Genomic DNA, 12,643 nt, shown 5'->3' with positions numbered 1-12,643 from the left:
CATCCGCAATGCGCCATTTAAAACACAGACACGAATTAGGGGTAAAGAAGGCCCATCGCCCGGCCCTCATGGCCAACCTGGCTCTCGCTCTTATTAAAGAAGGTCGTATCAAGACGACTTTGGCGAAGGCCAAGGCTCTACGTCCTTTTATTGAAAAGATCATTACCTTAGCTAAAAACGGAACACTCGCTGATCGTCGTTTGGCTGCTTCCCGTCTTCGAAATAAAGAAGCGGTTCAACTTCTCTTCAATGAGAAGGTTGAAGAATTCAAAGACCGCCAAGGTGGTTACACACGTATCTATAAGATTGGTACACGTGTAGGTGATGCTGCTGAAATGGCATTGATCGAATTGATTCCTGCTGCAGACGAAGGTTACGGCAAGAAGAGAAAAAAGAAGGCCAAAAAGACTGCCAAGAAAGCTGCTGAAGAAAAAGCAGTAGAAGAAGTGGCAGAGGAAGTTGTTGCTGAAGAGCCAGCTGCCGAAGTGGAGGAAACACCCGCTGCGGAAGCTGAAGAAGCTCCTGAAGCAAAAGCCGAGGCTGAAGAAGCACTTGCCGCTGAAGAAGACGCGGCTGACGAGGAGGAAGAAACCAAGAAGTAAACTTGGCATACTCTTCAAAAGAAACACTTTCCCACAACGCGCCTGATCTTCGGGCGCGTTTGTGTTTACAATGATCCCGATCACACTAGCAGATGGATTTCTAATCTACCTTCTTATAGGAATAGGAACGGTGATAGGTCTGTGGGCTTACTATGACTTCAGGGATAAAAATCTATATCAGTCGGAACGTTCCAAAACCGTTTTTCACTGCGTCAAATGCAGCAAAATTTATGCAGACAAGATGGGTGTGAAGCAATCGAACTGTCCCCGCTGCGAATTTAAAAATACACATTTACAATTTTAGCCATGGCCGAAGTAGTAGCCGTTCTTGATTTTGGTTCCCAATATACACAAGTCATCGCCCGACGATTGAGAGAGTGTCAGGTATATTCGAAGGTGTTGCCTTTCTCAACTTCAGCAGAGGAGTTAAAAAAAGAGGGGATAAAGGGTGTCATTTTATCCGGGGGTCCTTCTTCCGTTTTTGCGGATAATGCTCCGCATCCGGATAACGCTATCTTCGACTTAGGAGTTCCCGTTTTGGGAATCTGTTATGGGATCCAGTTGCTAGGATATCTGCTTGGCGGAAAGGCTGAGCACAGCGAAGAGCGAGAATATGGGAAAGGTACTTTGAATATCACAGGCGAGAGTCCGCTCTTTAATGGGGTCAATAAATCCATACAGGTTTGGAACTCCCACGGTGACAAGCTGACGGTGCTGCCTGAAGGATTCAAACCCGTTGCCACCACCGAAAACAGCGATTTCGCAGCCATTCAGGACATTGATCGGCAATTCTTCGGTCTTCAATTTCATCCGGAAGTTTTTCACACCGAGCAAGGGACTGACATTATCCGGAATTTTGTTTTCGATATCTGTAAGTGTGAAGGGGACTGGACGATGGAAAGCTACATCGAAAGTTCTATTTCGAGTATTCGTGAGACTGTGGGAGACAAGAAGGTTATCTTGGGACTTAGCGGTGGTGTTGATAGTTCGGTTGCCGCGAAACTGATTCATGACGCAATCGGATCCCAACTAACTTGTGTGTTTGTGGACAACGGGTTGCTTCGTAAAGATGAGCGCGAGGCGGTTGCGAAGCTCTACGGAGATCATTTCCAAATTAACCTGGTCGTCGCTGATTCCGCTGATTTGTTCCTTGAGCGCTTGGCGGGTGTGACTGACCCGGAGCAAAAACGGAAGATCATCGGCAATACCTTCATTGATGTATTCGAGGACGAGGTAGAGAATATCGGTACCGTTGATTTCCTGGCTCAGGGAACTATTTATCCCGATATCATTGAGAGTGTTCCCATTGATGGAAATCCAGCTTCGCTGATTAAAAGTCACCACAATGTGGGCGGCCTGCCGGAGCGGATGAAGTTGAAGATCTTAGAGCCGCTGAACCAACTATTTAAAGATGAAGTTCGGCTACTCGGTAAGAGTCTTGGATTGCCTGACAGCGTGGTTTGGCGGCAACCATTTCCTGGGCCCGGCCTCGCAGTCCGCGTTTTAGGAGACATTACTGAAGATAAGTTGGTCGTTCTGCGAGAAGCAGATGCTATCTTACTCGAAGAGATGAAAGCTGCGGATCTTTACTACAAAGTGTGGCAATCCTTTGCTGTTTTTCTACCTGTGCGAACGGTTGGAGTTATGGGTGATGAAAGAACCTACGACAACGTCATCGCGCTGAGAATAGTGGAAAGTGTGGATGCCATGACTGCTGATTGGGCTAAGTTGGATCACGACTTATTGGCCAAGATCTCCAACCGCATCATAAATGAGGTCAAAGGGGTGAACCGAGTGGTCCTCGATATTAGCTCTAAGCCCCCTAGCACGATCGAGTGGGAATAGTGTGCGATTTGGGTTGAACATTGTTTGGATTATGGAGTCCTATAGCGTTCGATTCCTGTGATTCTGTTATGAAGTTCGATATCAAATCCGTTCTAGTTCTCCCGATTGGGTTCCGGCGCCTCTTTGCGTTGTGTGCGGTATTTGCTTCAGTCGGTGGTCAGGTGCTTAAGGCCAATCTAGATCCACAAGCAGAAGCCATTCTAAAAAAGGCCCGCCAGTTCATTTCCGATGAACCAACACTTAACGGCGTAAGGTCCTTGCGCTTCGAAGGAACGATCACCAATCCGGACGGTAAGACTGGAAAGATTTCCATTAGTTTACAGCAGCCATACAAGCTGATGCAGTCTATCCAACACGATAACGGAATGGTCGATGAATTTGGGCTGAACGATTACGAAGGTTGGCTTAAACGCTTCAAAACGGATAATCCGGAAGTTTATGCTCTGATGCCGGTGGATGTGGCCCGCTTGAAACGGTTGCGCGCGAATACCTACGAAGGTTTGAATTTCTTTTCAACCAAGACGAACTACGGACGGAAGATTGAGTACCTTGGCAAAGAGGATCTCGATGGTAAGCCCGTTGAAGTTGTTAAAATCCTCTATGGGGCGGCTATATTTGTCCGTTATTTTGATGAAGAAACAGGAGAATTGCTGTTATCCGAAATCGAAAATGGGGAACGCATTCAAGAACAGGGAGAATTGATGGTAAGTGGCATCAGATTCCCAAAGTATTTAATCACCTTCAGAGGGGATGAGCAGATTAGTCATCTTGAATTTAACAAAATCGAAGTGAATCCCGTCTTTGACGATTCACTCTTTACCCAGCCTCCGCTGCCCTCGTTGAGGGAAAAATAGATGCCTAGATTCAAGTATGGTACACCCAGCTTTTTTAAACGGCTGGCTGCGTTCGCTGAAGATGCTGCTGGATCCTCGAAAGTTGAGGCCATTGTTGCTGATATTATTGGAGATATCCAAAAGCGAGGTGACAAAGCCGTCTTCGCCATAACAGAGCGATTGGACGGGGCGAAATTGAATCCTCGTACCTTGAAAGTTTCGGAGTCCGAGTTGAAGGCTGGCGAAAGCAGTCTTTCCGCTAAGGACCGCACGGCACTCAAAGAATCCATTCGTTGTGTTAAGGCTTACAACCGTGAGTCCCTGCCAAAGAATTGGTCCAAGAAAAATCCGCATGGAGCGACGGTAGGGGAGCGTTATTACCCTATTCAACGAGTGGGGCTTTATGTGCCTGGTGGAAGTGTGCCACTTGTTTCCACTGTTATCATGACAGCCACTTTGGCCAAAATCGCCAAGGTCCCGCAAATTTGTGTGTGTACGCCTCCTAATAAAGAGGGCGGTATTGCCCCCGCCATGGCAGGAGTACTTTCTCTTTGTGGGATCAAAGAAGTTTACAAGATTGGTGGCGCTCAAGCGGTCGCCGCCATGGCGTTTGGCACAAAAAGCGTCACTCCTGTCGACAAAATTTATGGCCCTGGAAATGCATTCGTAAACGAAGCTAAACGGCAACTCTTTGGACGAGTCGGTATTGATCTTCTACCAGGACCCAGTGAGGTGATGGTCATTGCGGACTCATCTGCAAAGCCGTCCTTTGTCGCAGCAGATCTTCTAGCACAAGCTGAGCATGGGTCAGGTAAGGAGAAGGTCTATCTAGTTTCTTCTTCAAAGAAGCTGATCGAAGCGGCCTTGAGTTCGATTACGTCTCAACTTCCATCACTGTCACACAAGGAGGCAATTAGTCGTGTGCTGAAAAAGAATTTTGCGATTGTTGAAGTGCCTAATCTGAATGCCGCGATCGACGTTGCTAACTTTATTGCTCCTGAACACATGGAGCTACAGGTCGACTCCTCACGGATAGCGTCCATGACTCAACGGATCACAACTGCAGGTGCTATTCTTCAAGGACATTACTCAGCTACAGCATTGGGCGACTTTACTGCCGGTCCAAGCCACGAATTGCCGACTGGCAGGGTGGGGCGCTATTTAAGCGGTCTGACTGTAAGTGACTTCTTTCGAAGAAGTAGTGTCGTGCGTTACGAGCAGAGTCATGTGAAGAAAGCCGCAAACACTATTGAGGTATTTGCGCGTTTAGAAAAACTCGACGCCCACGGCAGATCTGTATCTATTCGGGCAAAGTAACGAGCTTTATAAATCGTAACTATGAAATCGAATCCGTCATTATCCGACCGGGCGCTTGCGCATGTGCAGGCGTTGCACGCCTACGTACCCGGAAAACAACCACAGGATGCGGATTGGATCAAACTGAACACCAATGAGAACCCCTATCCGCCGAGCCCGCGTGTCGCTGAAGCGATTGCGAAGGAAGCTGGGGATCCATTGCGTAAGTATCCGAATCCAATCTGCGCCACCTTACGCGAGGAGTTGGCACAGCATTTCCATCTCCCCAGTGGGGATTGGGCATTCGTAGGAAATGGATCTGATGAAATTCTGAATCTCTTGATTCGTAGCTTCTGCGATGAAGAAAAAAGCGCCGGATACATGGTGCCGAGCTATTCTCTCTACCCTGTTTTGCTGGCCATTCAAAATGCGAAACAAGTTTCGGTGGGCTTTGACTCTAGCATGACCTTGCCAGTGGAGGAGGTCGCTAACTGCGGGGCCAATCTGTTTTTCCTGACTTCACCCAATGCACCTACTGGAGTTGGATTCACCACCGACACTATTCGGAGCTTAGCCGAGCAATATGATGGAATCTTGGTTGTGGATGAAGCTTATGGGGCTTTCGCCGAAGAAACGGCAATTTCCCTCGTGGAAGAATTCCCCAACCTTTGCGTAACGCGGACTTTCTCCAAATCGCACAGCCTGGCTGGAATGCGGGTGGGATATCTTTTGGGGAATCCTGAGCTCATCGACCTTCTCGATAAGGTGCGTGACAGTTACAACGTTAATCGGATCTCCCAGGTCGCTGGATTGGCTGCCCTTTCCGATGTCGAATATTACGATGGATTGACCGGGAAAATCAAAGATACTCGGGACCGTTGCCAAAAGCGGTGGGAAGGCCTCGGCTGGTTTTCTTACCCGTCTCAGGCCAACCTGATTTTTACACAACCTGTAAATTCTCGAGGGGAAACGGGTCCAGAGGTTGCAAAATCCCTGTTTGACTTTCTCTTCGGGGAGAAAATTCTCGTACGATATTTCGGAAACGATACTCGAACCGATTCTTTCCTAAGAATCAGCGTGGGCTCAGAATCCGAGATGGAAACTCTAAATGATACAATCGACCAATGGCTGAAAAACGCATAGTCTCAATCTCCCGCAAAACAGCGGAGACCGATATTGCACTGACCATCAATCTGGATGGTTCCGGCGAGTTTGAGGTAGATACGGGTATCCCGTTCTTCGACCACATGCTCAACTTGTTCGCCAAGCACGGTTTGTTTGATCTCAAGCTGATTGCAAAGGGTGACATCGAGGTTGATTATCACCATATGGTTGAGGATGTGGGTATCGTTTTGGGCGATGCCATCAAACAGGCGTTGGGTGATAAGCTTGGAATCCGTCGCTACGGTTTCTTTATCTTGCCCATGGATGAGACCTTGGCACGTGTAGCTTTGGATCTGAGCAACCGCCCGTTTCTTAAATACCAGGTTGAATCGCCGACCAATTATATCCGTGATTTCAACATCGTACTGATTCGTGAGTTTTTCCAGGCAGTGGTAAACAATTTGAGTGCAAATATTCACCTGAAGATTGAATATGGGGATGAGCCGCACCACATTGTGGAGGCGTTATTCAAGTGTTTTGCCAAAGCTCTCGACGTGGCGACATCGGTGGATCCAAGAACGGAAGGCCAGCTTCCTTCGACTAAGGACAAATTGACTTAGTGGGAACCGATGAAAACTAAACTCGCAGTTACAGACTACGGAATGGGAAACCTCCGTAGTGTTTCCAAAGCATTTGAAGCCTGCGGTGCCGAGGTAAACCTGATCACATCTCCCGAGCAAATGGGTGATGCATCGGGCTTGGTGCTACCAGGTGTAGGAGCTCTAGGTGATTGTATCGATGGGCTTCGGGCCTGCAATCTGATCGATTTGGTCAAAGGGTGGATCTCAGAAGATCGACCCTTTTTTGGAGTATGCTTGGGATTTCAGGCCCTCTACGACTATTCCGAAGAAGGGGCCGTCGATGGACTGGGTATTTTTCCTGGCCAGGTAAAGCGGTTTCAACTTCCACCGGAGTATAAGGTTCCGCACATGGGTTGGAATGCAGCTACCTTTTTGGATCCTAGCGACCCTATCGTTGATGGATTAGTATCGGAAGTAGACCAATTTTATTTTGTACACAGTTACTTCTTAGCCCCCGAAAACGAGGAGGCATCCTTTTTTAGATCCGACTATGGAGGCCCATTCACAAGCGGTATTAAGCGAGGGAATTGTGTGGCTACTCAGTTTCACCCCGAGAAGAGTCAGAAAAAAGGGCTTCAACTATACCAAAATTTTCTGAAAGTAGTTGAAAATGCCTAATGAGTGGTTAGCATCTTCCCTCTTTGCACGGAATCCTAAGAATCAGCGTTTAGAAATGTCAGAAACAGCGACCATTACCACTGATGGTAATTCATATGAATACCCCGTTATTTGTGGTACCGAGGGTGAAAAAGCGATCGATGTCCGCAAGCTCCGCGCCGACTCTGGTTACATCACCTACGATGATGGGTATGGGAATACAGGCTCTTGCTTAAGTGATATCACCTTCATCAATGGTGAAGTAGGTATTTTGCGGCACCGCGGAATTCCCATAGAAGAGCTGGCTGGTAATGCTTCTTTTCTAGGTACTGCTTTTCTTGTTATCTACGGGCATCTACCAAGTAAGGAAGAATATGCTCACTTTAGTCAGCAAGTGGCTAGCAATGCTGCGATGCCTGATGATTTCCGTCATCATTTCAATGGATTTCCATCCGACGCTCACCCGATGGCTGTTCTTAGTGCCATGCTCAATGGGGCTGGTTGTTACCACAAGGAGATGACCAGCAATGATCGTCAGCAAGATTTAGAACATTTTGACCAGGCAGCTGCACTCTTGATTTCCAAAGTTCGGACCATTGCGGCGATGAGTTATCGAATGAGTAAGGGATTGCCCTTTGTCGAACCACGCTTAGATGCACCGTACGTGGATGACTTTCTCCATATGATGTTTTCGACGGAGGAAAAAGACTATGAGCCAACTCCAGAGATCGCAAAGGCAATGGATCTATTCTTCTTATTGCATGCCGATCATGAGCAAAACTGCTCAACTTCTACCGTTCGTATGGTGGCAAGTGGTGGAGCCAATTTGTTTGCTTCTGTGTCTGCGGGTGTTTCCGCACTTTGGGGACCACTCCATGGCGGAGCGAACACCGCCGTGGTAAAAATGCTGCAGGCCATTCATGATTCCGGCGACGATGGATCAAAGTTTATTGAAGACGCCAAAACCGGTAAAGCACGACTGATGGGATTCGGTCACCGCGTCTATAAGAATTATGACCCGCGGGCCAAGATTCTAGGGGATGCAGCCGAGAAAATTTTAAACAGCTTGGGGCATGATGATCCATTGTTGGATATCGCTCGTCACCTTGAGAAAGCTGCTTTGGAGGATGAGTATTTCGTGAAACGGAAGCTTTATCCGAATGTTGATTTTTACAGCGGACTGATTTTGAAAGCCGTAGGCATTCCAGTAGAGATGTTTACGGTGATGTTTGCCATTGGGCGTATGCCTGGCTGGATTGCTAACTGGCGAGAAATTGCTACAGGATCCAATCGCATTCATCGTCCTCGTCAGGTATACACCGGTAAGGTAGACCAACACTTTGTTCCTGCTGAGGAACGTTAAGGATTAAAGGATAATCGTATCCGCTTAGCGGCGGATCCTTACTCCTTGGTCTTTTTCTTTTGAGGTTCGTGCATCATGTCTTCGAGCTTTAGGCCTGTCAGGTGAGTGAGGCCATTGATCAACTTCCAAAGAGCCACCATCATAATGACGGTGCTGGGTATAGCGATGACGGGCCAACTTAGTGCATTCATTTTGCCTAACTCTGCATTGAAAGCAGCTAAATCATCAGCGGGGTGTGTGGTGACAATGATTCGAGCCAGCATAAAATTCAGTATCGAACTCATGGCAAAGGAGACCACGAGGAGCCAATTGCAGAAGGCAAAGATTTTGGTGAACTGGCGTTGACTACCCGTTTCTTCCAACTTCTGGTCAATGAGTTCTGTATTTAGAACCTGCGGGTTGTAGAGGAAGGTTTTAATCAGGGGTCTACGGGTACGAAAAGTTACCAGTACCATAATACCAATAACAGCCGGGATCGAAGCTTCCTTTACTGCCAGCCAATAAGGATCCACTTCTACCAGGCCGAAGGTACCGCTTAGGCCCACGCTGATAATTCCAAGTATGGATACAAAGTTAATCTGTTTGCGATTTAGTAGGTCCCAGACTCCGTATCCGAAGGGGAAGGCGAGTCCAACGATCAGTGCGTTGACTGGGCCCAGGCGTTCCGGATCACTCAGCTTGGTCAGTATGAACAATGGGATGGCAATATTGAAGGCCAGGATAAGAAGCAGGTTCTCCCTCTTTGGCATGGGCTTGGAGCTGGTGGTTTCAGACATTGGTGGCACAGTTGTTACCCCTAAAAGACTTGGCAATCTCAATAAGAGTATCGTTACTAGGAGGAATAAAATGGTTTTCGAGATTCTTCATCAATCTGACTATTCTCAAAGTGCATGAGTGAAAAGCGACATTCCCCTTTGGATCGAGTATTGGGCCAATTGGATCATTTGGATGAGACCAATTTGCAGAACTTGATTAACCGCTTGGCTGGTGAACGGGAGTTGTTCGAAAGCATCATTAACACCGTGCGTGAAGGCATCTTGGTCATCACCCGAGAAGGAGTGGTTGAGTACACTAATGCAGAGGGCATGAAGATGGTCGGGTTGAAAGAAGCGGATATCGGGTCGGCCGTATTGTGGAAATGGATACCCGATATTGCTCCTGTTATAAATATGGATGGGGAAGAGCCCGAAGTGGATGATCAATCTTCCGTAACTCGGGAAATTGAAATGACTTATCCAGAGCATCGTTATGTTCGGGTATACATGGTTCCGATTGAAGGCTTCGAAGATATGGATCCGCACTTCGTAGTGATTTTATCGGACATTACCAAAGAAGTCATGTCGACCGAGGAGAAGATCGAGTCGGAGAAGATTTCTTCTATCTTTTTATTAGCAGCCGGAGTAGCCCATGAACTGGGCAATCCGCTCAACTCACTGACCATCCATTTGCAGCTCATGGAGCGATTATTGGATAAGGTTGAAGATGATAGTGTGCGTGAGAAACTTGAGCGTTCCCTGGAAATTTGTAGCGGAGAAGTTGAGCGGCAGGATGGTATCATCACAAATTTTCTGGAAGCAATACGGCCTTCTCCTCCCGACCTAAAGGATATGAACTTGATGGAGGTCATCGAATCGGTTCTCCAGGTACAGGAGCAGGAACTGCTCAACTCGAAAGTGTCGGTGGAGATGGAAGTCGGAGATGAAGCTCCGGTGATTGCCGGAGATACCAATCAGATGAAGCAAGTCTTCTTCAATATTATCAAAAATGCTCATGAGGCTATGCAGGAAGGCGGGACCTTGCGGATTCAAACGCGCTCCGATGATGATTACTTCTTCACTATTTTTGCAGACACAGGGGAGGGGATAGACAAGGAAGAACTGGCGAGTGTATTTCAGCCTTACTACTCCACTAAGTCCTCTGGCAGCGGATTGGGGTTGATGATTGTTAACCGAATCCTGCGTGAGCATGGAGGTCAGGTAGCCATCGACAGCAAGTCAGGTCTGGGCACTGCCATTACCCTAAAGTTCCCAAAGAAACACCGGCGTGTTCGGCTCTTGCCTCAGAGCCGAGATCCGTTGTGAATATTATCAATCGATTGAATCATGCCTGCATCCATCCTCATTGTTGACGACGAAAAGCACACCCGCGAGGGGCTGCAGATGGCTTTGGAAGATGACTACGATGTGTATTTGGCTAGTGATGCTGACCAGGCCTTCAATTTGTTAGACAGTCAGCCTTTTGACGTCGTGCTTACGGACTTACGGATGTCAGGAAAATCTGGGCTGAAGGTCATTGATTATTCCCTCACCATGTCTCAGAAGCCCATTTGCATCATGATGACTGCCTACGGAAATGTAGAGACAGCCGTTGAAGCGATGAAGCGGGGAGCATTCGATTTCCTGACCAAGCCGGTGAATCTCGAGCGTCTTGAGATTTTGATCAAGCGAGCCATAAACTCTAAGCAGATTCAGGTTGAGAACAAAGAGTTGCACCAGCGGCTGGATCAAAAATTTAGTTTCAAGGGGATCATTGGAAATTCGGCTGCTCTCGAGGTTGTAATTGAACGGGTAAAGTTAGTCGCCCCTTCGAAGGCCACGGTATTAGTTGAGGGAGAAACGGGCACTGGTAAGGAATTGATAGCGCAAGCCATCCACCAGAATAGTGACCGCTCTCGTAAAGCATTTGTAGCGGTCAATTGTGCTGCCTTGCCCACGAACCTTTTGGAGAGTGAGCTGTTTGGTCATGAAAAAGGAGCCTTTACCGGTGCCATTGAAAAACGGGTAGGGCGCTTTGAGGCTTCTCATAATGGAACGCTCTTTCTGGACGAAATTGGGGAGATCGATGCCGCTACCCAGGTTAAGCTCCTTCGTTTTCTAGAATCGAAAACGTTTGAACGAGTAGGGAGTATAAAGCCCATCGAGGTAGACGTGCGTCTTGTGTGCGCCACTAATCAGAATTTAAAGCAATTGGTTGAGAATGGGGATTTTCGTGAGGACCTTTATTACCGGCTAAACGTTGTTTCTATTTTCCTGCCACCTCTCCGCGAACGCCAACAAGACATTCCCTTATTATTGAGCCATTTCCTAAAATACTACGCCAAAGATAATGGTGTTCCGTTGCCTGATTTTGATGCGGCTGCGATTAGGGTCTTACAAGATTACAAGTGGCCTGGTAACATCCGTGAGTTGAGAAATTTTGCCGAGAATACGGTAGTACTGCATCTTGGTGGCACCATTACTGAGTATGATCTGGATAACCGGTTTCGTGAAGGAGCACCTGTGAGTGTACAATCTGAAGGAGTTCAATCGAACCTATCGGTCGAGGAAAACGAAAAGCACTTGCTGAGAAAAGCCCTACTACAAGCCAAAGGAAACCGGACCAAGGCAGCGGAACTGATGGGAATATCTCGGAGGACGCTCCATCGAAAATTAGTCCAATGGCCTGAGTTGGACACCACAGGAAGAGCGGGAGGATAAGATCCGTTTCATGAAAGCTTGTTTTCACTTGGTTCTATCCTTTTTAGCTCTTTCGTTAGTTTTAAGATCTGCTGATTCTCAGACGATAAAAGTGGCTGGCAGTAACTTTGTCGGATTCGCACTTCAGTTGGAAGGCAACGGGGAGCGGATTGGGAATTACGGCGTCCACTACCGGATGAGTGGTAGCCTGCTTGGGACCCTTAAGCTAAAAGAGGGATTAGCGGATGTCGCTTTTGTCCTACAGAGACCGGATGAGTTCCAAACACTTGAGGGCTTACAGGTTATTCCGTTGGGATTCTAGGGCATCTACTTCGCTGTTCAGGAAGACAACCCTATGACTGAGTTGAAGGAGACTGAAATTACTGAGGTTTTGCGGAGGACCAAGGATGGTTTGAAGTCCGAGTGGGGCAGTCTTATTTCTAATGAGCCGAAATGGACGAATCGTTTGATCTTTGTAAGCTTCGATGTCGAGGAAACGGATCCATCCTCCCCCATTTTGGCTAATCAGTTTTTCGACAATGAGATTCCGGAGAACTACGGCACAATGGGGGAGCGAATTGAGGATCCTTACCTGGCCAGTTCTGCCAATCTGCTGATTATGTCTCAGTTACCTGATTCTTCTCGTGGGTTAAGATCTCTGAGCTGGATAAAAACGGATGAGAGTGTGGGTTACCCTCCCTCTCCTGAGAGTTTGTTTTATGGAGATTATCCACTACGATTGCCTTTGTATTTAGCAGTGGCTGACAAAACGGATCCTAAAGTGCTGGCTTATTTGAAGGCTTTTCTAGACTCAGACCAGCAGGAAATCCTCAAGGATTCTGGCTTTGTACCGGTTCCAGAGAACCTACAAAAACAGGCTCTTTTAGAGTTTGACTTGGAAATTTAA

At 47.5% G+C, this 12,643-nt stretch carries 13 protein-coding genes; 12 read left to right on the top strand and 1 reads right to left on the bottom strand.

The window, feature by feature from the left end; all coding sequences use genetic code 11:
- The first annotated feature begins 8 nt into the window (after positions 1-8).
- From rplQ to GA003_17955, 8 genes are all read left to right on the top strand, one after another.
- Positions 9-602: a 50S ribosomal protein L17 gene (gene rplQ / locus GA003_17990; protein QXD27876.1), complete on the top strand. Its 594-nt coding sequence runs from the start codon at positions 9-11 to the stop codon at positions 600-602.
- Between the two features lie 306 nt (positions 603-908).
- Positions 909-2,447 (top strand): glutamine-hydrolyzing GMP synthase, encoded by a 1,539-nt coding sequence (gene guaA, locus GA003_17985; protein QXD27875.1) that lies wholly within the window; start codon positions 909-911, stop codon positions 2,445-2,447.
- Positions 2,448-2,515: 68 nt separating this feature from the next.
- Positions 2,516-3,301 carry a hypothetical protein gene (locus GA003_17980; protein QXD27874.1) on the top strand — a complete coding sequence of 262 codons (786 nt, stop codon included), beginning with the start codon at positions 2,516-2,518 and terminating at the stop codon, positions 3,299-3,301.
- Positions 3,302-4,597 carry a histidinol dehydrogenase gene (gene hisD, locus GA003_17975; protein ID QXD27873.1) on the top strand — a complete coding sequence of 432 codons (1,296 nt, stop codon included), beginning with the start codon at positions 3,302-3,304 and terminating at the stop codon, positions 4,595-4,597.
- Positions 4,598-4,618: 21 nt separating this feature from the next.
- Positions 4,619-5,719 carry a histidinol-phosphate transaminase gene (gene hisC / locus GA003_17970; GenBank protein QXD27872.1) on the top strand — a complete coding sequence of 367 codons (1,101 nt, stop codon included), beginning with the start codon at positions 4,619-4,621 and terminating at the stop codon, positions 5,717-5,719.
- A complete protein-coding gene (gene hisB, locus GA003_17965) occupies positions 5,701-6,300 on the top strand; it encodes an imidazoleglycerol-phosphate dehydratase HisB (GenBank protein ID QXD27871.1) in 600 nt (199 codons plus the stop codon). Before hisC ends, hisB begins: the two co-directional genes overlap by 19 nt.
- 9 nt (positions 6,301-6,309) lie before the next feature.
- Positions 6,310-6,939 carry an imidazole glycerol phosphate synthase subunit HisH gene (hisH, locus tag GA003_17960; GenBank protein ID QXD27870.1) on the top strand — a complete coding sequence of 210 codons (630 nt, stop codon included), beginning with the start codon at positions 6,310-6,312 and terminating at the stop codon, positions 6,937-6,939.
- Positions 6,940-6,994: 55 nt separating this feature from the next.
- On the top strand, positions 6,995-8,281 hold the full coding sequence (locus GA003_17955; GenBank protein ID QXD27869.1) for a citrate synthase: 1,287 nt from the start codon (positions 6,995-6,997) through the stop codon (positions 8,279-8,281).
- A gap of 38 nt (positions 8,282-8,319) precedes the next feature.
- Here GA003_17955 and GA003_17950 read toward each other — a convergent pair whose 3' ends face one another.
- On the bottom strand, positions 8,320-9,057 hold the full coding sequence (locus tag GA003_17950; GenBank protein ID QXD27868.1) for an MFS transporter: 738 nt from the start codon (positions 9,055-9,057) through the stop codon (positions 8,320-8,322).
- Positions 9,058-9,171: 114 nt separating this feature from the next.
- On the opposite strand from GA003_17950, the gene GA003_17945 reads away from it, so the two are divergent.
- The 4 genes from GA003_17945 to GA003_17930 are packed head-to-tail and all read left to right on the top strand — an operon-like array spanning position 9,172 to position 12,643.
- A complete protein-coding gene (locus GA003_17945) occupies positions 9,172-10,362 on the top strand; it encodes a PAS domain S-box protein (GenBank protein ID QXD27867.1) in 1,191 nt (396 codons plus the stop codon).
- A 21-nt stretch (positions 10,363-10,383) separates the two neighbouring features.
- Complete coding sequence (locus tag GA003_17940) at positions 10,384-11,757, top strand: sigma-54 dependent transcriptional regulator (protein QXD27866.1); 1,374 nt, start codon at positions 10,384-10,386, stop codon at positions 11,755-11,757.
- Between the two features lie 10 nt (positions 11,758-11,767).
- Positions 11,768-12,058 (top strand): hypothetical protein, encoded by a 291-nt coding sequence (locus GA003_17935; GenBank protein ID QXD27865.1) that lies wholly within the window; start codon positions 11,768-11,770, stop codon positions 12,056-12,058.
- A 33-nt stretch (positions 12,059-12,091) separates the two neighbouring features.
- Positions 12,092-12,643, top strand: a complete 552-nt coding sequence (locus GA003_17930; protein ID QXD27864.1) for a hypothetical protein — start codon at positions 12,092-12,094, stop codon at positions 12,641-12,643.

This window comes from Opitutia bacterium ISCC 52 (assembly GCA_014529675.2).
Taxonomy (GTDB): Bacteria; Verrucomicrobiota; Verrucomicrobiia; order Opitutales; family UBA2995; genus UBA2995.
This window is presented reverse-complemented; position numbering and strand designations above follow the sequence as displayed.

Coding starts and splice junctions, on each gene's coding strand:
- hisD (QXD27873.1), top strand. CDS start 3,302: ATGCCTAGATTCAAGTATGGTACACCCAGCTTTTTTAAACGGCTGGCT.
- hisB (QXD27871.1), top strand. CDS start 5,701: ATGGCTGAAAAACGCATAGTCTCAATCTCCCGCAAAACAGCGGAGACC.
- guaA (QXD27875.1), top strand. CDS start 909: ATGGCCGAAGTAGTAGCCGTTCTTGATTTTGGTTCCCAATATACACAA.
- rplQ (QXD27876.1), top strand. CDS start 9: ATGCGCCATTTAAAACACAGACACGAATTAGGGGTAAAGAAGGCCCAT.
- GA003_17950 (QXD27868.1), bottom strand. CDS start 9,057: ATGTCTGAAACCACCAGCTCCAAGCCCATGCCAAAGAGGGAGAACCTG.
- hisC (QXD27872.1), top strand. CDS start 4,619: ATGAAATCGAATCCGTCATTATCCGACCGGGCGCTTGCGCATGTGCAG.
- GA003_17935 (QXD27865.1), top strand. CDS start 11,768: ATGAAAGCTTGTTTTCACTTGGTTCTATCCTTTTTAGCTCTTTCGTTA.
- GA003_17930 (QXD27864.1), top strand. CDS start 12,092: ATGACTGAGTTGAAGGAGACTGAAATTACTGAGGTTTTGCGGAGGACC.
- GA003_17940 (QXD27866.1), top strand. CDS start 10,384: ATGCCTGCATCCATCCTCATTGTTGACGACGAAAAGCACACCCGCGAG.
- hisH (QXD27870.1), top strand. CDS start 6,310: ATGAAAACTAAACTCGCAGTTACAGACTACGGAATGGGAAACCTCCGT.
- GA003_17955 (QXD27869.1), top strand. CDS start 6,995: ATGTCAGAAACAGCGACCATTACCACTGATGGTAATTCATATGAATAC.
- GA003_17980 (QXD27874.1), top strand. CDS start 2,516: ATGAAGTTCGATATCAAATCCGTTCTAGTTCTCCCGATTGGGTTCCGG.
- GA003_17945 (QXD27867.1), top strand. CDS start 9,172: ATGAGTGAAAAGCGACATTCCCCTTTGGATCGAGTATTGGGCCAATTG.